This window comes from Nitrospina sp. P1_D6 (assembly GCF_052156615.1).
In the GTDB taxonomy this organism is placed as follows: domain Bacteria; phylum Nitrospinota; class Nitrospinia; order Nitrospinales; family Nitrospinaceae; genus Nitrospina.
In genome coordinates, this window is record NZ_JBQKUN010000001.1 from 756,462 (window position 1) to 778,306 (window position 21,845).

Sequence of the window (21,845 nt, forward strand, 5' to 3'; positions counted from 1 at the left end):
CCTCTTCCATTGGCATTATGAACGATATCGAACGGCTTTTGAACGACCTGAAAAAAGTGGACCCGAAGATCCGCAAACAGGCCACGCAATCCCTCTGGATGCGCTGGTACCAGGAGTGCGGTGAGGCGGCGGAGAGAAAGCTCTATGCAGGCATCCGCTTCATGGATTCGGGAGAACTTTCGCGGGCCCGCCTTCACTTTGCGGATCTGGTCGATCAGTTTCCCGAATACACCGAAGCCCACAACAAGCTCGCCACGGTGCTTTACCTGGAAGGAGACTACGAAGCAGCCATAGCCGAATGCCGGAAGGTGGTTGAAAGAATCCCGCATCACTTCGGCGCCTGGAACGGAATGGGCATGTGCCAGTTTCACCTTGGCCGCCTCAACGAAGCCATTCACAGCTTTCAGAAAGCGCTGGAGATCCAGCCTTACGCCGAGGACAACCGCCACTACATCGGCCTCTGCCGCGGCAAGTTGAATTGATCTGCGAAGTGTTTTAGTCTTTTAGACAACCGATTGACACCGCCTCCCTGGGAACATCATTTCCAAAGCGCAGTGCTTTCCATCACGATCAACACGCCATCGTAAGGAGTTGCCTTGTTCGGATTTCGCGCCCGCTGGTCCGAGGACACCAGCGCCGGGTTGGATGCGGAAACGCGCACCCGCCGGACGTTCCGTCTGGATCTCGCCCGCGGTGTGTGCCGCGGCATTCTGACCGCCGGCACGCAGACGTTTGGCCTGTTCATCGCCATCCGCGTGTTTCAGGCGGGAGACATGTCCAAGGCGTTGATCGGTTCCGCCCCGTTCATCGGCATGCTGGTCTCCCTGCTTCTCGTGCATTACGCTTCAAAATCGGGGTTCCGCAAATCCGTACTGGGCGCACTTCCCGCCGCCGTGTGCGGCGTGCTGCTGTTCGCAGCGGCATTCGCCAATACGCTGGCCACATACACCGTGTGCCTGGTGCTGGCGTTCATGGCGCTCACCAGCCTGGTGCCGTTTCTCACCGCCATCTACAACGACAATTACCCGGAAGACCAGCGCGGCAAGTACTTTTCCCGCTCGGTGCTGGCACTGGTGCTGGTCTCGGTGGTCGCGGGGTTCCTGGGGTCCGCCGCCATGGATGCGGATCTTGAAAACTACCGCTGGATTCTGGCCACCCTGGGGCTGGCGGCCATCGGCAAAGCCTGCGTGGTGTACGCCATGCCTTCCGGCATCATCGAAAACGGCGAGCATAAAAACCCGCTCGGCAACCTGAAGCTGGTGTTCGAGGACCGCAACTTCGGCTATGTTCTTTTGACGTGGTTCATCATGGGCTTTGCCAACCTGTGGACCCTGCCCCTGCGTGTCGATTACATCACTTCCAGCAAATACGGCATCGAGGGCTCCGCGTTGTTCGTGGCGCTCATCATCACCGTCATCCCGGACCTCATGCGCGCCCTGTCCACGCCGTTTCTGGCACGGCTGTTCGACAAGATGAACTTCATCATCCTGCGTATGATTCTGAACCTGCTGTTCGCTATCGGCGTCGGTCTGTTTTTCCTGACGAAGGACCCCTACCTCATCGCCACCGCCTCGGCGTTCATTGGCATGGCCTTCGGCGGAGGCGCCATTGCGTGGAGCCTGTGGGTCACCAAATACGCCCCGCCTGGGAAAGTTGCGGCCTACATGTCGGTCCACGTTGGTCTCACCGGCGTGCGAGGCACCATCGGCCCGATGCTCGGGTTCTGGATGGTGAACCAGGTTGGTCCCGTGAACATCGGCCTCATTTCTTTCAGCATGATGATCATCGCCACCGTCATGCTGATCCCGGAGATCAAGCACGGAAGGCGCAAACGCGGCCCCATTCCGGCGGAGGATTTCGAGCCCATCGAGCCGAAATGAACCGTTTCTGCGGTCCCTCTTGAACTGCCCCGGGAATCTTGCTATAAACGCAGGACTTCAATTTAATTTTCCGCGCCCGTTCCGTCGAACGGGACGCGATCCCAATCAAATATTAAAGGATTCCAAACAGTGGCTACCAAAAAGAAAAAAAATTTGCCGCGTGTCGGCATTCTGATGGGAAGCGACTCCGACTTCACCACGATGGAAGAAGCAAGCAAGGTCCTTGAACAATTTGGAGTGAATCACGAAATCCTGGTTTCTTCCGCACACCGTTCCCCGGAACGGACGCGCGATTATGTCAATGGCGCTAAGAAACGCGGCATCCGCGTGTTCATCGCAGGGGCCGGCGGCGCAGCGCATCTGGCGGGCGTAATCGCGGCCGAATCCACCCTGCCGGTGATCGGCGTGCCCATCACTTCCGTCCTGCAGGGCCTCGACTCCCTGTTGTCCACGGCGCAGATGCCAGGCGGCATTCCGGTTGCCACCATGGCCATCGGCAAGGCGGGGGCAAAAAACGCCGGCTTGCTGGCGGTGCAGATTCTCGCACTCGACGACAATGACCTGGCAAAACAACTGTTGAAGTACAAAAAAGATCAGGCCAAGCAGGTCGAACGCAAAAGCAAAAACCTGAAGACACCGTATGGCGAATCGTCTTCAGGTTGACCCGCAGTTTCCGCAGACGCTGCAGGCGGTCATCACGCCGATCAAACGTTCGCTTGCCGAAGGCGGCTCCATCGCGTTCCCGACCGACACGTTTTATGGACTGGGTGTGGACCCCGGCAACGCCGAGGCGGTGGAAAAGATTTTCACCATCAAGGAACGCCCGGCGGACAAGCCCATTCTGGTTCTCATCGATGACCGCGAGCAACTGAAGGACTGGGCGGCAGAGGTGCCGGAACTTGCGGTGAAAGCCATGGATGCGTTCTGGCCCGGCCCCCTGACCCTGCTGTTTCCGACGCGCGACGACATTCCCAAAGCCCTGACGGCGGGGACGGGGAAGATCGGTATCCGGCTGCCGGACTCGGCGATTGCCCGGCAACTGGTACGCGACCTGGGTCACGCCCTCACCGCCCCCAGTGCCAACAAAAGCGAAACCGAAAACCCGCTCAATGCCGACGATGTGAACCAGTCGATCGGCAGCGCCATTGATTGGATCATCGACGCGGGACCCGCTCCAGGGGGTGCCCCATCGACCGTTCTGGACATCACTTCGACTCCCCCCGTCATCGTGCGCGAAGGGGCCATTGCCCGGGCCGATATCGAAGCGGCCCTCGGTATCTCGCCGGCCTGACGCTTTGCAGGCAAAACGGGCTTACCATTTGCTTGTTCCTGCCCTATAATTATTACAATTTTTTAAGGGCGTTTATGATCCACGGCACGGGCATTGACATCATCCAGATTTCCCGGATTCAAAAATCTTTGGAAAATCATGCAGAACGGTTTGAGGAGCGTGTGTTCACGCCACGCGAAATCGAATATTGTCGTTCGCGCCCGGAACCGTTCAAACATTATGCGGCGCGATTTGCCGCCAAGGAAGCGGTTTTGAAATCGCTCGGTACAGGAATGGCCGGTGGCATCACCTGGCGTGACCTTGAAATCCTGAACCGGGAGTCGGGGCAACCCGCCTTGAACATCACGGGCAAGTGCCGCGAGATTTGCGAAACCCTCAAACTGAAAGATATTCATATTTCAATGTCCCACGACAACGTGTACGCCATTGCGCAGGCCGTTGCGGAAACCGTTTGAACCCACTGCACACCTCCCGCAAGACCTGCCCCGTTGAATCCGAATTGAGAATCAAGATTGAGTTCACGCAATACACTTTCCAGAAAAATCCGTTATCGAATTGAATACGCCCTGTTCCGTCCTGTGATCGGCGTCATCATGAGTCTTTCCTCCACCACCCTGTACCGGTTGTCGGGAGGGATCGCAGCGCTTTGGTTTCGCGTGTCCCGAAAGCGGCGGCGCATCGCGCGCATCAATCTCGACATCGCCTACGGTGACCGTAAAACCCCGGAAGAAAAAGACCGCATCACCAAAGCCTCCATGCGTCAGATGATTCTCTCGGCATTGCAATGCATCTGGGTTTGCCGCGACACAAAAAACCGCGTGCATCAATTGATCGGTATGGAAGTGGAAGGCCGCGAATACCTGGATCAATGTGAAAAGGGCGATACCGGGTTTTTGGTATTGATGGCCCACTACGGCAACTGGGAGATCCTGGGGCTGTATCACGGGTTCATGAACACAACCCAGCATTACGCTGTGGCCCGGCGGCTCGACAACCCTTACCTGGAAAAATTTTTCATGGACATGCGGCTGACCTCCGGAAACCGCATCCTGCACAAGGACACATCGCTCATCCGCATCGTGCGTGCGCTGAAAGGAAAAAGCAGCATCACCGTGTTGATGGACCAGAACGGTGGCGATTTCGCTCTGTTCGTGGATTTTTTCGGGAAGAAAGCCGCCACGGCGCGGTCTCTGGCCGCACTCAGCTACAGCACGGGCGCGCCCATCCTGCCTATTTTCAGCGTTCCCATCGGTAAGGGCCGTTACAAGGTCGTTTACAAGCCACCGCTCAAACTGGAAAAAACGGGTGACAAGGAGGGGGACATTTACCGTTGGACCGAGCAGTGTGAAAAGGTGCTGGAAGAGGTCATCCGCGATTATCCGGAACCGTGGATGTGGTTTCACAGAAGATGGAAATCGCGTCCGCCTGAAGAGCGGCACCTGCCGGTTTACTGACCGGGTTAGTTCAAGAAGGAATTAAGTCGCATGGTCACTGCTTGATGTGCCATTTCTCCGACCGGGTGAGGAAAATCGCGGCGAGCGCCGCGATCAAAGTGAACTGGTACTCGAACCCGTTGTTCCTCATGCTGAAACCATTCGGCCCGTGTACAGTGAGGATGGCAACCAGCATGACAAAGATCAACGGTAACGTCGCCCACCTCGCGTAAACTCCGAAAATGAGCGCCATCCCGCCCAGAAACTCCGCCAGGGTTGCCAGCCACGCATTGATTCCCGGAGTGGGAACTCCCAGTTGAGCCAGTGAACCGGCAAACCCGCTCACACCTCCCGGGCCAAACAATTTCATCGAGCCGTGATACACAAACACAACACCGACGGCCACCCGCAGAATCAACAGCCCGATTTCGGGATACGAAAAAGGAATCTTGGGAATGAGCTTCACGTCACACCTCGTCAGCCAGAATGGATTTCAATTTGGTCCTCAGTCGAAAGACCGCTTTGGAATGAATCTGTGATACGCGTGATTCAGTGATATTCAGCACCTCTCCGATCTCTTTCATTGTCAGCTCTTCGTAATAATACAGCGAAATCATGAGCCGTTCTTTTTCCGGAAGGGCGTCGATGGCTTCGGCGATGATTTTTTTCAGTTCATTGAGACGGATCTGGGTTTGCGGATCCGATTCCATGTCGCCTATCAGACAATCGAGCAGATTCTGCTGTTCCCCCGTTTCCTTGTTGATGCCCAGATCTTCGAGGCTGAGGATGGGAACACTGCGGGTCTCGTTCATCGCGGTGAAGAATTCTTCAATGCTGACGCCCATCTCCTCGGCGATCTCTTCATCCTCCGGGGGCCGGCCGAACTTGCCCTGTAAACGGTTTGTGAGGGCGTCCATTTCCGATGCCTTTTGACGCACCGACCGGGGTACCCAGTCGAGATTGCGCAGTTCATCGAGGATGGAACCGCGCACGCGGAACTCTGCATAAGTTTTGAATTTGGCACCGCGGTTGGGATCGTATTTTTCGATGGCATCAATCAGCCCCAGCACCCCGACGCTGATGAGGTCGTCCACCTCAATGTGCGATGGAAGCCGCATGGCAATCCGGTTCGCCACGTACTTGATCATGGGAGAATACTCCAGGATGATCTGTTCCGTGTTCTCCGGAGAGATGGGAATTTCTTCTGCCGGTTGCGGCTTACCTGCCATAATCATTCACCCTTCACACCGTTTGATCCAGGTTCCGCCCCTTCTGGGGACGTTTCTTTTTCTTCTTTTTTTCCTGTGGCTCATGGGTGGACACAAGCGCGCATACCGCCCAGGCCAGCCCGCCAAATACAAAGAACCCTTCGACGCCCCGCACCACGGCCGCCAATACCCGCGCCCCCGAAATCCAACTTCCCAGCGACAGCAGGATAAAAGCAAACAGCGCAAATACCAGTGCGGCTTTCTTTGCCTGAAACGGAGTCATCATATCTGCAACACACTCCTCCACGCAAAGGGCCGGTCGGAGTCTGGCGAAAACCGGTCGCGTTCCTTCAAAATCCGTTGCGTCACCAGGTCGATGCACTGACTCACCTTCGAATGCGGATACAATTCAATAAACGGTTTCTGCTGGCGAACTGCCTTGGAAACATTGACATCGTGCACGACGTAACCCATGTATTCCAGGGTCACACCGCCAAGAAAACGGTCCAGGACCGTAGACAGGCGCTTGTACACCTCAAGTGCTTCCCGTTCGTTCTTCACCGCGTTGACGATGAGACGAAACCGTTTCTGGTGATGCTGCTGGAACAACACCTTCATCAGCGCATACACATCCGTATGCGAAGTCGGTTCCGTGGTGGCGACGAGCACGATATCATGCGCCGCACTGCAGAAATACGTCACGTTGGATGAGATGCCTGCGCCCGTATCGAACAGCAGGTAGTCGAAGTCCCCGCTGATCCGGTCGAGTTCTTCCATCAATAACAGCTTTTTTTCCGAGTCCAGCAGGGTCAATTCCTGCCATCCGTTGCTCGCCGGAAGCACCTTGATCCCACGCGGTCCGTCCACCAGCACATCTTCGATTTTCTTCTCGCCGGAGAACACGTGCCCAATGTGAAAGGGGGAAGCGAGCCCGAGCAGAATGTCGATGTTGTTGAGGCCCATGTCCGCATCGAAGATCAACACCTTTTTGCCTTTTCGCGACAGCGCACACGCCACGTTGGCCACGACGTTGGTTTTGCCAACGCCACCCTTGCCACTGCTGATGGCGAGAACTTTTGGAGGGAGTTTACTGGAATCGTTTTGCATGATGCGCCTCAAGGTGTTGGCCTGGCGGCCCGTTCTTTCGGTTAGGCCTGAAAAAACCATAGGTTAGCCTTTTTAATTTAAGATGAATTCAGCCAAAAATCAAACGAATTACCCCTTCGAGTGAAGCCACTTCAATGTCTTCGGGCACCCTCTGGCCATTGGTAAAATACGAAAACGGAACGGGGTGACGGCTCGCAATGTTATACAAATGGCCGAATTGCATGCCCTCATCGATCTTCGTCAGCACAATGCGGTCCACACCCAACGGTTGAAACTGTTTCAGCGAATGCTCGAACACGCTTTCCTGCGCTGTTGCGCTTTGCACCAGATGCGTTTCCAGATTGGGCGCGGCACTGAAAATCTGCTTCAACTCTTCCACATACTGTTCGTCACGCGGGTTGCGTCCCATCGTATCGATGAGAATCAGGTCCGCATCCTGATGACGATTGAGTATCTGCAGAAATTCGTTTCGGTCGGTCGCCATCTCCACGGGAACGCGCATGAGGTCGCCGTAAATCTGCAACTGCTCCAGGGCACCCAGGCGAAAGGTATCGAGGGAAACCAGCACCACTTTCTTGCGTTCCAGTAAAGCAAACCGTGCCGCGAGTTTCGCCACGGTGGTGGTCTTGCCGGAACCGGTGGGACCCAGCAACGCAACAATTTTGGGTCCGACCGCGTCCAACTGGATAGGTCCGGAAAAGTGGAACGATTCCCCCACACGATCCTCCACCTGAATCATGTTTATGCCCATGCCGGGTGAATTCTCGTTGAGAGTTTCAAATACGCGCGCCGCCAGGTGTTCGTCGATCCCGCATTCGACGAGATGCTGATAGGTGTGAAGTTGTTCCCCGTGCAGACCCATAGATTTCGCACGTTCGGTTTGGGACAACAAGGTGTAAATGAGGGAACGCATTTCGCGATCTTCATTCCCCGAGTTTAAAAACTTCCGGTTGGCTCCCAGGGGTTCCAAACCTTCCCTCCCCGGTTCTTCCGCCATCGTCATCACGGAGGCGGGATGCGAAGCGTCCTCCATGGCGGCAGTGATCTCCACCATGGAGGCGCCCTGGCCCCCTCCTTCCTGGCCAAACTTGATGGAACGGGTCTTCAACACCAGAGCGTCCTCGCCCAGCTCTTCTTTGACACGCGTCAGAGCTTCAGGATAACTGTTCGCCAGAATCTTTTTAATTCGCATTGAGGGTCACCACTCTCAGGGTTTTGATTTGCGCCGTGGACATGATTTCATTGTGCGACAGCACAACGAGGTCCGGGATGAACCGCTCCGTCAACCGCCGTACATGCATGCGAATTGCGGGCGAGGTCAACAGGACCGGTACAGTCTCCGCTATCGGTGTCGCTTCCTCCACGGCTTCTTTGAGTCGTCTCAAAATCTGCTCGGCAACCGTCGGGTCCAGTGCCAGGAAGGACGTCAATTCGGTGCGCTGGATCGATTGCTGAATGGCTTCTTCAATGTTGCGGTCGAAGGTGATGACCGACAAAGTTTCCCCATCACCCGCGTACTGCCTGGTGATGGGTCGCGCCATCGCCTGCCGTACGTATTCGGTAAGCAGGTCCGGATCGTCCACCTTCGGAGCATAGTCTGCCAGGGTTTCCAGAATGGTACGTAGATCCCGGACCGAAATCTGTTCGCGAAGCAGGTTTTGCAGAACCTTCTGTACCTTGCCCACGTTCATCAGGTTGGGGATCAACTCCTCGATCACCTTCGGATTGGTTTCCTTGAACTTTTCGATGAGGGCCTGGGTTTCCTGGCGACCCAGCAACTCCGCCGCGTACCGTTTGATGGTTTCCTTGATGTGCGTGGTGATGACGGTGGCCGGATCGACCACGGTGTATCCCGCCATCTGGGCTTCCTGTTTAGCACGGGCCTGGATCCAGACTGCCGGCAGGCCAAATGTCGGCTCCTTGGTATGAACGCCCTCGATTTCCTTTTCCGTCTGGCCGGGATTCATCGCCAAAAGCCGACCCATCATCACCGAACCGCGCACCACCTCGACGCCCTTGATCAAAACGGCGTAATCACTGGATTTGAGTTGCAGGTTGTCGCGGATGTGAAGCGGCGGTACGATGAAACCCATCTCCAGTGCAAACTGACGGCGGATGGACTTGATCCTGTCAAGCAGTTCGCCATTGCGGTTGGCGTCAACCAACGGGATCAACTCATACCCCACTTCGAGCTCCATCACATCCAGGGGCAGGATGGATTCCACTTTCTCCGGGATGGGGGCGCTCTGGACTTCCTCGATCCGTTTCATTTCCATGGCTTCCTGCTTCAACCGTTCCTGGTACAACCGGTAGCTGATATAACCGGTGGCGGCCGCCAAAAAGAAAAACGGAATGTGAGGCAGGCCGGGAATGAGACCGAAGAAGAACAGCACGAAGGAAGAGATGGAAAACGCCGCCGGATTTTTGACCACCTGTTGCACCAGTTCGGCGGGCAGGTTGCGTTCCGTTGTAGCGCGGGTCACCACAAGGCCTGCGGCGGTGGAAACGACCAGTGCCGGAAGTTGTGTGACCAGTCCGTCACCGATGGTCAAAAGCGTGTACACCCGTGCCGCCTCACCCACACCCATGTCCTGCTGGAACACGCCAATGGCAAAACCACCCAGAACGTTGATGAGCGTGATCAGGATCCCCGCCACCGCGTCTCCCCGCACAAAGCGGATGGCACCGTCCATCGCACCGTAAAAATCCGCTTCCCGCTCCAGGTTGCGCCGCCGTGTTCGCGCTTCTTCCTCGGTGATGAGACCGGCGTTCAGATCGGCGTCGATGCTCATCTGTTTCCCGGGGATGGCGTCCAACGTGAACCGTGCCGCCACTTCCGACGTGCGCACCGAACCCTTGGTGATGACGATGAAGTTGATAAGGACGAGGATGATGAAAATGACCGCACCGACGACATAATTGCCGCCAACGACAAACGAGCCGAACGACTCAATCACCTGCCCCGCCGCGTGCGGGCCTTCGTCACCATGCAGGAGAATGATGCGGGTCGAGGCCACATTCAGGGAAAGCCGGACCAGCGTGACCATCAGAAGAAGCGACGGAAACACGGAAAAGTCCAGCGCCGAGATCATGAAGATGGCGACCAGCAGAATGACGAGCGAAAAGGTGAGGCTGAATGAAAGAAGCAGGTCGAGGAGAAAAGTTGGAATGGGAATCACCATCACCACAAGCACGGAGATCATGCCGAGTGCGATGCCGATTTCCCTCGGGCGCGATGCCATGATCGCCTGAACCTGTGCTTGAGTGGCCATTCAGTTTTTCATCCTTTCAAAATTTTGACGCCGTCCCCAACTCTGGAGGAACCCCCGGACCCATTTATTTATAATATGTTATAGTTCCCGTCGGGTCACGGGGCACCTGAAAATCAGGTCCTAAAACTCATCAATACAATAAATTAGCAATATCTATACCATTTTGATTCCCTTCAGGCGGTACACGTACGCGAGGATTTCCGCCACAGCGCGGTAGAGCTCCGCCGGGATGTACTGACCGATGTCCACTGTCTTGTACAGGAGCCTTGCGAGGGGCTTGTCTTCCACCAGGGGCACGCCGTTTTCTTTGGCAATCTCACGGATGCGAAGCGCCACCGGCCCCATCCCCTTCGCCACCACCACCGGTGCATCGTGCCGATCCCGGTCGTATTTGATCGCAATGGAATAGTGAGTCGGGTTGGTGACCACCACATCCGCATCCGGTACGGCGGCCATCATCCGGCGCCGCATCATTTCCAGTTGCACGCTGCGAATGCGTTGCTTGACCTGCGGGCTACCTTCCGTGTCCTTCCGTTCGTCTTTCACCTCCTGCTTGGTCATGCGCAGGTTTTTCATATACGTGAAGCGCTGGAACATGTAGTCGATGAACGCAAGCACGATGAGCACCAGGAGAACCTGGATCATGATTTCCAGCCCGACCCGGCCCATGAAGGTCAGAATCTGCCCCACTCCAAAGTCGGTCATCGCCGGAATTTCAGAGAAATGACTCCGGATGGTGAAAAATGCGATGAGCGAAATGAGAGTGACCTTGAAAAGCGACTTGAACAGCTCCATCAACGCAACCATGGAGAACAGGCGTTTGGTGCCGTTGATGGGGTTGAGTTTGTTGAATTTGGGAATGAGGGGATGACCGGAAAACCTGAGGCCGCCCGTCTGCATGAGATTGACGACGATTCCTCCAACCATGATAGAAACAAGGATGGGGCTCAAGATGGTGAAAACGTTCTGCACAATCCATGCGAGTAGCTCCCGCATGGCGGGAATGGTCGGCTCCACAGTGTGCGCCTGGCTGATGAGGTTGTGCCAGGTGGCCATCATTTTTTTGGTGACGAAGGAACCGCCGAGCGCAAAGGCCAGAATCGCCATCATCAGGATGAAAGCGGAAGTCAGTTCGCGACTGTGCGCGAAGTTACCCCGCTCCTCCGCGTCCTGAATTCGTTTCGCTGATGGCTCTTCTGTTTTCTGATCTTTATTCTCTTCGTCCATACCTGGTACCTACTCCCATAGGGGAACGCCTCAATTTAAAACGTCTGCATGAGACCCATCACCCATGCCGGCATTTCAGCAATCTGTTTTTTTAAAAGAACGGTAAAAAATGAAAACGTGAGACCCACCATGAGCAGCCCCACACCGATCTGCAATGGAAACGCGACGATGAAAACATTCATCTGAGGAACGGTGCGCGCAACCAAACCCAGGCCGACACTGATGAAGAAAAGAATCACCATCACCGGAGCGGCAATTTTTATGGCTACCACAAATGTGGCGGCAAACACCTGCAAAATGAATTCAACCGTTGAGGCCGAAAACGCGAACTGCTGGGGATTGATCATTTCAAAACTTTCCACCAGGGCGTGAACGGTGAGGTGATGCCCATTGAGGGCGAGAAAAAGAAACGTCGCAAAGATATTCTGGAACTGGGCGGTGATGGATACCTGAGACTGGGTCTGCGGATCAATGACGTTGACGACACCGAACCCCATCTGGAAATCCACCATGGTTCCCGCAATCTGAACCGCCGTGAAAATCATTCGCATGACGTAAGCGATGGAAAATCCAACAAGCATCTCCGAGAACAGCATGACCGACAGGCCGAGAAGCCCCTTCGGGGGAGCAATAGCGGCTTCCGGAACCAGTGGGTACAGGCTGACGCTCAGGAGCAGAATGAGGCCGGTCTTCACCCTTGAGGGAAACTGGGTGCTTCCGAAAAAGGGAACAAAAATAATGAAGGCACCCACCCGAAACAGGACAAACAAAAACCGTTCGAAATCCGTGTAAGACAGATTGAACAGGTCCATCAGCCTATCAGGGAAGGAAAGTTGGAAAGGATGTTTTCGGTGAACCCAATGATGATCTGCAACAGCCAGGGAAAAAAGAGAAACAGAGCCAGAAACACCGCCAGGATTTTGGGGATGAAAGTCAGTGTGAGTTCCTGGATCGAAGTCACCGCCTGAAAGATGGAAACCACGAGCCCGGTGAGCAATCCAAAACCAAGCATTGGGGCAGAAAGCAACAGCGTGGTCTTGATGGAATTCATTCCAAAATCAATTATGAACTGTTCGGTCATCCTCTAGCCTCGTCAGAAAAAGCTCTTCACCAGCGACCCCACCGTCAGGTGCCAGCCATCCACCATGACAAACAGCATCAATTTGAAGGGAAGCGAAATCAACACCGGCGGCAACATCATCATACCCATTGAAAGCAGGATACTGGCCACAACCATGTCAAGAATGAGGAACGGAATGTAGATGAGGAAACCAATCTGGAACGCCGTTTTCAATTCACTGATGACAAACGCCGGAACCACGACGGCCATGCTCACCTCTTCCGCCGTATCAGGCCGTTCATCCTGGGAAATATTGAGGAACAGGTCGAGATCCTTGTTGCGGGTCTGGCGCAGCATGAACCCCTTGATCGGGGCCTGCGCCCGCTCCAGCGCTTCGCCCTGCGAGATCTCCTCATTTAGATAAGGCTGAAGGGCTTCCGAGTTGATCTGGGTCAATACCGGACTCATCACAAAAAACGTCAGAAACAGGGCCAGCCCCACCAGCACCTGCGTCGGCGGGGTTTGCTGGGTTCCCATAGCCTGCCGCAGAAACGACAGCACAATGACGATGCGCGAAAACGATGTCATCAGGATGAGGATGGAAGGAGCCAGTGTGAGAATGGTGAGCAGGGCCAGGATCTGAAGGGCGGTGGACATCGCCTCCGGTTCTTCCGTGTTCTCCACGCCCACCTGGATACTTGGCATGGGGATCGCCTGCGCGTCGGCAACCGGTCCCGCCGAAAAAAATGCGGTGAGGACCAGGAGGCCCATGAATGTGAGTAAAATTCTCCGCATCACTTCCCCCTGTTGCCTTCAAGAGTTTTCTTAAGGCGCTGCTCCAAACCTTTAACCGAATCCGCTCCGTCGTTTTTACTTTGGTCATCTGCAAACTGCTTAACAAAATCGGGAAACGGATTGGTGGTTTTGGGTTGTTTCACCACACGCTCGTAAGCATCGACACGCTTGTGAGGAGGCACGGAAGGTTTGGGCGGCTCATCCGTTGCGGTTGTAATCTCCGGTGCGCTTTCCTCTTCCTCCATCACCGGATCCTCTTCCTTCATTGCGGTGCCGGCAACAGTGGGCGCCTGCACGCTCGTTGCTTCCTTTTTTCGAATCCGGGAGGAGGTCGGCACATACGATCCACCCTTGATACGGTCGATCTGGTCCGGGTCCTCCACGTTCGCCAAAAGGGAAATGTTTTCGTTTGCAATACCGAGCACCAGTACTTCACCCGCCACCTCGACCAGAGCAATGCTTTTCTTCGGTCCTAGAAATCCCGTGGACAGCACCTTGATGGGTTTGTTCTCGGTGCCGAATACCCCGTTTTTCCAGACATATTTTTTGAACACGTGAAACAGAAGAAACATCAACCCCAGGACCAGCGCCAGCGTGTAAAACATTTTTAAACCGGCAGAAAAGATATCCGGTCCACCCGAGGTTTCCTCTTTCTGCAGTACCGTGCTCGTTTCCTTTTCCGGAATGCCTCTGGATTCGGTTGTGCCCTTCCCTTTTTTATCTTTACGAAACGCGGTTCCAACCATCTCCGACAACGTTTCCTTTTTTGCCGTACTGGTGGAAGTCACCTTTTGTTTGGCGGGCTGGGTCTTGCTTTCGTCAAGCAATTCCACGAACGGATCCGGAGATTGGGAGCCCGATTCATTTTCGGTTCCACTTGAAATGGATTGCGGTCCGGTTTTGGGGACCTCGATATGAGAAGGTCCGGATGCGAGGAAATCGCTCAAAGGATCGTCCGCGCTTTTGGGCGACGGCACGAGTCTGGATTTCTTGGAGGCGCTGCCCCCATTGCGCACGAGAACATCAATGTTGTTCCCATTGCGGGAAATTCGGAACCGTTTTTCCAATCCTTGTCGCCGATCGCCAATGATAAACCGGATGCGCAGCAGTTCCTTGTTGTACTGGGATGCATACACCTGGCGAATCTCATCGTCACCAGTGGGAAAGTACTGCTTGGCCGGAGCCAGGTAGGCAAAGGGCAGATCGACCTGAACTGAATTCTGAAAAAAAACGGGTGCCTGGAAATTATCGGGCGGGTGCCGGAACTGGAGCTGGATATGGAGCCCCTCTTCCGTCTCCTGCACCCTCACATCACGAAGCTTGTTGTATTCCGTCAGCGGCAGAGCCCAGGCTGCGCCGGAAACCAGAAAATTGAGGACCAGCGCCCAGGCCAAACCAAACCGTTTCCACTCCATAACGCCTTCCCACCTTTAAGAGTTGAACGTGTCAAAAAACCCGACAGACAATGGGTTCAACCCTAAAAATGCAAAGGCCATACCATGCGGTTGGCAAACTTCTTGAAATTCAGAGAGTTAAAGGAGAGAGGCCCAAAACCTCTTATAACCAAAGGGGTTGTGTAAACTCCCCTTGAGGCCGGAGGGCGTCAGCAAGAGCTAAACGAAGAAAAAAGGAGTGCGAACGGAGCGGTAAAGCGCACCCCGAGATCGGGGGTGGGTTGGATTTTTGGCGATCGCAGGTACGTCAACCAAGAGACTGCACGCGTTCCATTGGGGAAACGATGTCGGTCAGGCGTACGCCAAATTTTTCGTTGACCACAACGACCTCGCCGCGAGCCACCAGCTTGTCGTTGACCAGGACTTCCAGGGGCTCGCCCACCATCTTGGTGAGTTCGATCACCGAACCCTGCCCGAGTTGAAGCAGGTCATGAATCAACATTTTCGAGCGCCCCAATTCGACCGTCACCGTGAGCGGAATATCGAGAATGAGGTCCAGCCGAGAATCGCGTTTGGTTTTTTCACCCTCGATTTCCTCGTCTCCGGCTTCCTTGTCGAATTCGAAATCCTCGAATTTATCCAGGTCGTCCAGTGCGCCCAGTTCATTGTCATCGAATTCAGCCATAGGTCACTCTTCCCTTTCAATGATTTTGGAAATCTGTACGGCCTTCATTCCCCGGGAAACACCGGGGTGGCCCATGTACTTCTTGATGCCTTCAACCTTGACCGTCAACGGATCGGAGACATCGTTGCCGAGCATCAGGGTATCGCCCACCTGGAGCTGCAGCAATTTGCGGGGGGTCATGGCGGTTTTACCCAACTCCACCACGCACTCGACATCCGTCTGCATCAACTCCTCGCGCAAGCGGCGAATCCAGACCTTGTCGGCCTCCATCCGCTCACTCTGGAAGTTCGCTTTCAGTTTCGGCAATACCGGCTCGATCGCCGTGTACGGCAGGCAGATGGTGATGGTGCCGGAGGCCCGCTCCATCTCAATGTCAAACACGATGATCAGCACCACGTCGGTGGGCGGAACAATGGCAGCGAACTGCGGGTTGATCTCGGAACGCACGTAAGAGGTCTTGACGCGGTGAACCGGTTTCCACGCATTGGCCCAGTCTTCCAGCGCCTGCTGGATGACGTTGCGCGTCATGCGCATTTCAATGGAAGTGAAGTCCCGGCCCTGATTCTTCATCTCGGACGAGCCCGTGCCGCCAAAGAAGTTGTCCACCAGCGCAAACACCAGGCTGCTTTCCATGACGATCAGTCCGAATCCGCGCAGGGGTTCCATGCGGAATACGTGCAGGCTGGAAGGAACCGGCAGGGAACGCAGGAAATCGCCGAACTTCAGCGAATCGGTGGACACCGTGCTGACATCGGCGGAGCGCCGCATCATCCCCGAAAAGGAGTTGCGGAAAAGCCGGGAGAAGAACTGGTTGATGATTTCCAGGGTCGGCAGGCGACCCCGGATGATCTTTTCCTGGCTGGTCAGGTCGTAAGGAACGACCCCCTTTTCCTCTTCCGTGATGTCGGCTTCCACCTCGATCTGGTTTTCGCTGACACCGCGAAGGAGGGCATCGACTTCACCTTTGGATAATACCTGTGCCATATTCAGAGCCTGGTAAACTCGTTTACCGGATTCGGGCCCATTGGGCCCTGTAACCAATATACACGCTCAAAATCCATTATTGAACGATGAATTCCGAGAAATAGACGTCCTTGACGTGGCCCATCACCAGAAACCGGTTCACCCGCGTGGCAATTTCATCCTTCAGCTTGAACTTGCCCTGCAGGGAAATGACGTCCTCCCGTGTTTTGCTGCTGAGTAAAAGCAGAATGGAATCCACAATCTTGAATTCATTGGCCTTGACCTCAGGGCGAACCTCCGGGGAACTGAGTTCCAGGGTCAGGCTGACTTTCAGGAACTGCTTGCCGTTGCTGCGCGCGAGGTTGATGAGAAACGGTTCCATGGGGTACATGACACCCATTTCCCCGGGTTCCTTGTCAGCGAATTTCGAGCCGGGGACCTGAAGGTCCTGACCCTGCTTTTTGGCTTCCATCTGCGGCTGTATGAAGTTCAGGAAGGCAAAATACCCGCCCACCGCGAGTCCCGCAATCAGGAGAAGAGTGAGCAGAAATCCACGGCTCACCCCGCGTTGAGGGGGAACCTCATCAATAATCTGATCGACACCTTCCTGTTTTTCCTGCTGAGCCATGCGCCTTCCTCCCGATCAATGGGCATTGTGGCCATTTCATTCCAATTCGAATGAATAATGAGCAAAGACTGTGCCAAGGCCAGACCCGCTTCTAAATCCGGGTAACTTTAAATATTATAAAGAGTTAATATTTTTCTATCAATAGTTCAAGTACCCGGGGAAACCCATTTTTTGACTTTTCATGTCAAGTTCTTGACTGAAGCAGGGTCTCCAAACGGTCTTCATATGGTTCATGGCCTAGTTCTTTCACGGTAAAAATAAGGGATACTTGAATGAATTTGTGATTATTTTTTCAGCATCCCTGCTGGAAACATCCGCAAAACTCAGCACCTTGGAACCTGCCTTTTCCAAAGTCCCACCCTTCATTCCGGCCTGACCCTGTTATCCACTCCACCCAACCCCCTCAATTAAAACCGTTTGCAGGCTTTTTTCCATTTATTTCAGTCCTCAACCCGTTGTGGGTACAGGAATTGATTAAGTCTCCTTAATATAGCGCCGCAGGTGCGCCGATTCCGCCTACCCGGTAGGGGGCAACTACTTCAATCAATTGAGGACTGAAAAATGGGTCGATTTTTTAAATATGCGATTTTCCCGATCGGATTGGGGTTGTTGTGGGCTCTTCCGGCATATGCAGAGGAAGCCCCGCAACTCAACGGCGCCGACACCGCCTGGATCCTCGTGTCATCTGCGCTGGTCATGCTGATGCTTCCCGGCCTGGCTCTCTTTTACGGCGGCATGGTGCGGCGTAAAAACGTGCTGAGCACCATCATGCACAGCTTCATTCCTCTCGGGGTGATCACCATTCAGTGGGTGCTGGTGGGCTATTCGCTTTCATTCGGCAGTGATATCGGCGGGTTCGTGGGGGGTTTTGACAAAGTTTTCCTCAACGGAACCGAGGTCGACACGTTGAGCGGGACCATTCCGGAGTACCTGTTCAGCATGTTCCAGCTGATGTTCGCCATCATCACCGTGGCCCTGATCAGTGGGGGGATCGCCGAGCGGGTGTCATTCAAAGCCTACGTGATCTTCATTTTCATCTGGTCCACCATCGTTTACGACCCCATCTGCCACTGGGTTTGGGGGGGTGGCTGGCTGGGTGAGCTGGGGGCCCTGGATTTCGCCGGCGGCACGGTGGTCCATATATCTTCCGGCGTGGCGGGTTTGGCGGCGGCCCTCTACCTCAAGAAACGCCGGGGCTTTCCCGGACCCATGATGATTCCCCACAACCTGCCCCTGGTGCTGCTGGGCGCGGGCCTGCTGTGGTTCGGCTGGTTCGGTTTCAACGCCGGAAGCGCGCTTGCAGCGGACCAGAACGCCGTCTTGGCCTTCACCAACACCCAGGTGGCTACCGGGGCGGGGATGATCGGCTGGTTGATTGCAGAGCAGGTGAAAGCCGGAAAACCCAGTGCGCTGGGTGCGGCATCGGGAATCGTCGCGGGCCTGGTGGCCATCACCCCGGCGGCGGGCTTCGTCTCTCCCCTGTGGGCCATGGTCATTGGCGTGATCGCGGGCATGGTCTGCTACCTGGCTGTCATCCTGAAGCACCGAAAAGGCATCGACGATTCCCTGGACGTGTTCGGCATCCACGGGGTCGGGGGAGCCTGGGGCGCTCTGGCCACCGGCCTGTTCGTCACTCATGGGGGAACAGGACTGTTGGACGGCAACCTGAAACAGGTCGGCGTGCAGGTGATCGGCGTCGCCGCAGCGGCGCTTTACTCCTTCGTCGTCACCTACGGTCTGGTGGTGGCGGTGGACAAGGTGGTCGGGTTCCGGGTGGATGAGGAAGACGAGGAAATCGGCCTCGACGCCACCCAGCACGGGGAATCCGGCTACAACCTCGTATGAATTTATCAGTAAGGGAGGATTCCGGCACCTGCCGGAAACCACGGGTCAGTTCACTTGCCGTCACCGGGTCGGATCGGGAGGATCCTCCCGGGTGGCGGCGATTCCATCCAAGCCTTATCAGGCATTAAGGGGGAGTGATGAAAGGCAAATTCCAATTGCTGGCCGCGGGGCTGGCATTCTTATCGATCGCATTCGCCACCGGAGCCCAGGCCGCGTCCAACGTCTTCAAACTACTGGAAGACGTGGAGGTGCATGGCTTCGTCTCATCTTCTTACAGTTATAATTTCAACCGTCCCCTGACAAATACCAACTGTGGCGTGGCGCCGCTCACCGCCTGCGTCCGCATATTCGATCAGGACGACAACAGCTTCAAACTGGACAACACGGAACTGGTGTTCCTGAAACAGGCCGACGATAAAGGCGACATCGGATTCCGGTTCGACCTCACCTTCGGCTTCAGCCTGCCGGAGGGCGCCCAGCGGTTGCGGAGCTCGCCCACCTCCGGAGCCAATGTGAGAGGACTTGCAACCGGCGACGACGATTTTGACCTTCAGCAATCTTATGTAACCTGGAACGCCCCCGTCGGCTCAGGATTGAAAATTGATTTCGGCAAGTTCGTCACCCATGTCGGAGCGGAAGTGTTCGACGGTTACGACGGCTGGAACACGAACTTTTCCCGGACGTTTGTATTCGGCTGGGGTATTCCGTTCACGCACACCGGCATCCGGGCCTCCTACGACATCAACGAAAAGTGGAGCGTCATGTTCATGATCGCCAACAACTGGGAGGAAGCGGGCACCACGGACAACAACTCCGAAAAGTCTTTCGGCGCACAGATCGGCTACCTGCCGTTTGAGAATGTGAGCATTCTGTTCAACTACATGGGCGGGAACCAGGGGACTCTCGGCACCGACAGGGGCAACGACAACTGGCGTAATATTTTCGATACGGTCATCGACATCGGAATCACCAACCAGCTGGCCCTCCAGTTGAACGCGGATTACGGATCGGAGCAGAACTCGGGTCCCGGCGCCGGCACCGCCACCTGGTGGGGTGTCGCCGGAATCGTGCGTTATGACTTCAACAAGTGGTTTTCGCTCAACGTGCGTTCCGCCTGGTTCCGGGATCAGGACGGATTCCGTCTCGGCGCGGTCAACAACAGCCTGCGCGAATTCACCATCACCCCGGAATTCCGCGTTCTGCAGAACATGATCATTCGCGTGGAATACCGCCACGACGAGTCGAACCTGAGTGTGTTCGAAACCCAGTCGGGCACCGGAACCCGGCATCAGGATACAGTGGCCTTCAACACCCTGATTCACTTTTGACCAAGGTCGAAGTTTCCACAACACCTCCTGGCCCCGGGTTGCCCCGGGGCTTTTTTTTGCGCCATCCCGGACACGGGGGCGGCGCACCCGGTAAAGGACTTTGATCTGCTGCGGTGAGCGGATAAAATACGGCAAGACCAACCAACCGGGGCCGACTTCCATTGCTGACCGATACCCAGAATTTCATCGTTTACCTCATGTTCCTGAGCGGCCTGCTATTTTTGGGGTTGAACTTCATCGCGCATTCGATGGTGTTTCCGGGCGGCAAGGGATCGAAACGCATGGGGTACATGCTGATTGTCGCGGTGATCCTCGCCCTGGTGGTGACCCAGCAGTACCGTCTGCTGGTGGCCCTGGAGTTTTCCTCTTCCCTGGCCCGGCAGATCATCCTGGGTGGCTTTGCCGTCCCGGTCTTCCTTTTGTCGCTGGTGTATTACCGCATCCAGCGTTTCCGTTCAGAAAAGAAACAGGATTGATCCATGCAGATTATCGATTACCGCAGTGACACCCTGACCCACCCGACCGATGCCATGCGGCAGGCCATGGCGAATGCCGAGGTGGGAGACGATGTTTTCGACGAAGACCCCACCGTGCACCGACTGCAGGAACTGGCAGCGGAAAAAACGGGTAAGGAGGCCGCCTTGTTCGTACCGAGCGGCACCATGGGCAACCTGGTCAGCCTCCTCACCCACTGCCAGCGCGGTGACGAAATCATTCTCGGCCGCCGCAGCCATATTTTCATCAACGAAGTCGGGGGACTGTCCGCACTGGGGGGAATCCACCCCCACCCCGTGGCCAACCGGGACGACGGGACTCTCCATATGGGGGAGGTCAAAGCCGCCATTCGCAAAGAGGACGTGCATTATCCGCCAACCCGGCTGATCTGCCTGGAAAACACCCACAACTACTGCGGGGGCTATCCCCTGACAACCGATTACATGCAGGAAGTCCGGGAACTGGCGGATCACCACGGGCTGAAAATCCACCTGGACGGAGCCCGGCTGTTCAATGCCGCGGTGGCGCTGGGGGTGAAACCCGCTGCCCTCACCCGGGACGCGGATTCCGTCATGTTCAGCCTGTCGAAGGGCTTGTCGGCACCCTCGGGATCCCTCATCTGTGGTCCCGCTGACTGGGTTGTTCGCGCCCGCAAGTGGCGAAAGATGGTGGGGGGAGGCATGAGGCAGGTGGGAATCCTGGCAGCTGCCGGCCTGGAGGCCCTGACCCACCATACGGAGAGGCTTATCGAGGACCACCAGAACGCCAGGGAGCTGGCACAAGGCCTTCACAAGACAGCGGGTATCCAGATCAACTGTGACCGGGTCCACACAAACATCCTGTTTTTTAAGCTCCAGCATCCGGACATGGGTGCAGAGGCTTTGGAGCGTTTTCTTGATGACCAGGGAGTCCGCATCCTGCACATGGGTGACGGCTGGTTCCGGGCGGTCGTGCATCGTCATATCACTCATGACATGGTGAAAACGACCTTGGACATTCTGCGCGAAGTTTTAAAATAGTCCCGTCCTGCAGGAATACTTTGACAGGGAGTGGGGAACTCTCTAAAATTTAGGTTTTTAACGTATAAAGGTAAGGAAACCGAATGGAAGAAATTCTTGTTTTGGAAAAGAAAGCACTGGATGTGGTGAAGAGCCGGTATCTGCTATGCATCCTGGTGGCCCAGCGAATCCACCAGCTGGAAAAAGGAGCCCAACCCACGATTGAAGTGAAGGAA

Annotated in this window: 25 protein-coding genes; 11 read left to right on the plus strand and 14 right to left on the minus strand. The window is 55.5% G+C overall.

Annotated features, from left to right (window positions below; genetic code table 11):
- The first annotated feature begins 17 nt into the window (after positions 1-17).
- The 6 genes from ACTRXA_RS03540 (at position 18) to ACTRXA_RS03565 (ending at position 4,625) form a co-directional block, all read left to right on the plus strand.
- Positions 18-482, plus strand: a complete 465-nt coding sequence (locus ACTRXA_RS03540; protein WP_442425828.1) for a tetratricopeptide repeat protein — start codon at positions 18-20, stop codon at positions 480-482.
- Positions 483-596: 114 nt separating this feature from the next.
- Positions 597-1,880, plus strand: a complete 1,284-nt coding sequence (locus tag ACTRXA_RS03545; protein ID WP_442425829.1) for an MFS transporter — start codon at positions 597-599, stop codon at positions 1,878-1,880.
- A 129-nt stretch (positions 1,881-2,009) separates the two neighbouring features.
- On the plus strand, positions 2,010-2,543 hold the full coding sequence (gene purE / locus ACTRXA_RS03550) for a 5-(carboxyamino)imidazole ribonucleotide mutase (protein WP_442425830.1): 534 nt from the start codon (positions 2,010-2,012) through the stop codon (positions 2,541-2,543).
- Positions 2,521-3,171: an L-threonylcarbamoyladenylate synthase gene (locus ACTRXA_RS03555; RefSeq protein WP_442425831.1), complete on the plus strand. Its 651-nt coding sequence runs from the start codon at positions 2,521-2,523 to the stop codon at positions 3,169-3,171. Before purE ends, ACTRXA_RS03555 begins: the two co-directional genes overlap by 23 nt.
- Before the next feature lie 74 nt (positions 3,172-3,245).
- On the plus strand, positions 3,246-3,626 hold the full coding sequence (acpS, locus tag ACTRXA_RS03560; protein ID WP_442425832.1) for a holo-ACP synthase: 381 nt from the start codon (positions 3,246-3,248) through the stop codon (positions 3,624-3,626).
- A 57-nt stretch (positions 3,627-3,683) separates the two neighbouring features.
- A complete protein-coding gene (locus ACTRXA_RS03565; RefSeq protein ID WP_442425833.1) occupies positions 3,684-4,625 on the plus strand; it encodes a lysophospholipid acyltransferase family protein in 942 nt (313 codons plus the stop codon).
- A gap of 34 nt (positions 4,626-4,659) precedes the next feature.
- Here the strand turns inward: ACTRXA_RS03565 and ACTRXA_RS03570 are convergent, their stop codons facing one another.
- The 14 genes from ACTRXA_RS03570 to ACTRXA_RS03635 all read right to left on the minus strand — a co-directional run bounded on the left by ACTRXA_RS03570 (position 4,660) and on the right by ACTRXA_RS03635 (position 16,943).
- Complete coding sequence (locus ACTRXA_RS03570) at positions 4,660-5,070, minus strand: DoxX family protein (protein WP_442425834.1); 411 nt, start codon at positions 5,068-5,070, stop codon at positions 4,660-4,662.
- Position 5,071: 1 nt separating this feature from the next.
- Positions 5,072-5,833: a FliA/WhiG family RNA polymerase sigma factor gene (locus tag ACTRXA_RS03575; protein WP_442425835.1), complete on the minus strand. Its 762-nt coding sequence runs from the start codon at positions 5,831-5,833 to the stop codon at positions 5,072-5,074.
- Positions 5,834-5,846: 13 nt separating this feature from the next.
- Positions 5,847-6,098, minus strand: a complete 252-nt coding sequence (locus ACTRXA_RS03580) for a hypothetical protein (RefSeq protein ID WP_442425836.1) — start codon at positions 6,096-6,098, stop codon at positions 5,847-5,849.
- Entirely contained in the window at positions 6,095-6,919 is an 825-nt protein-coding gene (locus ACTRXA_RS03585; RefSeq protein WP_442425837.1) for a MinD/ParA family protein, read from the minus strand. Before ACTRXA_RS03585 ends, ACTRXA_RS03580 begins: the two co-directional genes overlap by 4 nt.
- 88 nt (positions 6,920-7,007) lie before the next feature.
- On the minus strand, positions 7,008-8,111 hold the full coding sequence (gene flhF / locus ACTRXA_RS03590) for a flagellar biosynthesis protein FlhF (protein ID WP_442425838.1): 1,104 nt from the start codon (positions 8,109-8,111) through the stop codon (positions 7,008-7,010).
- Entirely contained in the window at positions 8,101-10,191 is a 2,091-nt protein-coding gene (flhA, locus tag ACTRXA_RS03595) for a flagellar biosynthesis protein FlhA (protein ID WP_442425839.1), read from the minus strand. Before flhA ends, flhF begins: the two co-directional genes overlap by 11 nt.
- Before the next feature lie 153 nt (positions 10,192-10,344).
- Positions 10,345-11,418, minus strand: coding sequence for a flagellar biosynthesis protein FlhB (flhB, locus tag ACTRXA_RS03600; protein ID WP_442425840.1), 1,074 nt, complete (start codon positions 11,416-11,418; stop codon positions 10,345-10,347).
- 35 nt (positions 11,419-11,453) lie between these two features.
- Positions 11,454-12,230, minus strand: coding sequence for a flagellar biosynthetic protein FliR (gene fliR, locus ACTRXA_RS03605; protein ID WP_442425841.1), 777 nt, complete (start codon positions 12,228-12,230; stop codon positions 11,454-11,456).
- A complete protein-coding gene (fliQ, locus tag ACTRXA_RS03610) occupies positions 12,230-12,499 on the minus strand; it encodes a flagellar biosynthesis protein FliQ (protein ID WP_005011441.1) in 270 nt (89 codons plus the stop codon). The genes fliR and fliQ overlap by 1 nt, the downstream gene beginning before the upstream one ends.
- Positions 12,500-12,511: 12 nt before the next feature.
- Positions 12,512-13,273: a flagellar type III secretion system pore protein FliP gene (gene fliP / locus ACTRXA_RS03615; protein WP_442425842.1), complete on the minus strand. Its 762-nt coding sequence runs from the start codon at positions 13,271-13,273 to the stop codon at positions 12,512-12,514.
- Entirely contained in the window at positions 13,273-14,688 is a 1,416-nt protein-coding gene (gene fliO / locus ACTRXA_RS03620; RefSeq protein ID WP_442425843.1) for a flagellar biosynthetic protein FliO, read from the minus strand. Before fliO ends, fliP begins: the two co-directional genes overlap by 1 nt.
- A 286-nt stretch (positions 14,689-14,974) precedes the next feature.
- Positions 14,975-15,352 (minus strand): flagellar motor switch protein FliN, encoded by a 378-nt coding sequence (gene fliN, locus ACTRXA_RS03625; protein WP_442425844.1) that lies wholly within the window; start codon positions 15,350-15,352, stop codon positions 14,975-14,977.
- A 3-nt stretch (positions 15,353-15,355) separates the two neighbouring features.
- Entirely contained in the window at positions 15,356-16,336 is a 981-nt protein-coding gene (gene fliM / locus ACTRXA_RS03630; protein WP_442425845.1) for a flagellar motor switch protein FliM, read from the minus strand.
- A gap of 76 nt (positions 16,337-16,412) precedes the next feature.
- On the minus strand, positions 16,413-16,943 hold the full coding sequence (locus ACTRXA_RS03635) for a flagellar basal body-associated FliL family protein (protein WP_442425846.1): 531 nt from the start codon (positions 16,941-16,943) through the stop codon (positions 16,413-16,415).
- Positions 16,944-17,504: 561 nt separating this feature from the next.
- On the opposite strand from ACTRXA_RS03635, the gene ACTRXA_RS03640 reads away from it, so the two are divergent.
- From ACTRXA_RS03640 to ACTRXA_RS03660, 5 genes are all read left to right on the plus strand, one after another.
- Positions 17,505-18,788 (plus strand): ammonium transporter, encoded by a 1,284-nt coding sequence (locus tag ACTRXA_RS03640; protein ID WP_442425847.1) that lies wholly within the window; start codon positions 17,505-17,507, stop codon positions 18,786-18,788.
- A 137-nt stretch (positions 18,789-18,925) separates the two neighbouring features.
- Positions 18,926-20,116 carry a porin gene (locus ACTRXA_RS03645; protein WP_237100790.1) on the plus strand — a complete coding sequence of 397 codons (1,191 nt, stop codon included), beginning with the start codon at positions 18,926-18,928 and terminating at the stop codon, positions 20,114-20,116.
- Between the two features lie 161 nt (positions 20,117-20,277).
- Entirely contained in the window at positions 20,278-20,592 is a 315-nt protein-coding gene (locus ACTRXA_RS03650; protein WP_442425848.1) for a hypothetical protein, read from the plus strand.
- A 3-nt stretch (positions 20,593-20,595) separates the two neighbouring features.
- The gene (ltaE, locus tag ACTRXA_RS03655; protein WP_442425849.1) at positions 20,596-21,630 is read left to right on the plus strand and encodes a low-specificity L-threonine aldolase; all 1,035 of its coding nucleotides are present in this window, start codon (positions 20,596-20,598) and stop codon (positions 21,628-21,630) included.
- A gap of 83 nt (positions 21,631-21,713) precedes the next feature.
- Positions 21,714-21,845: DNA-directed RNA polymerase subunit omega (locus tag ACTRXA_RS03660; protein ID WP_442425858.1), on the plus strand; the 132-nt coding region annotated here is incomplete at its 3' end.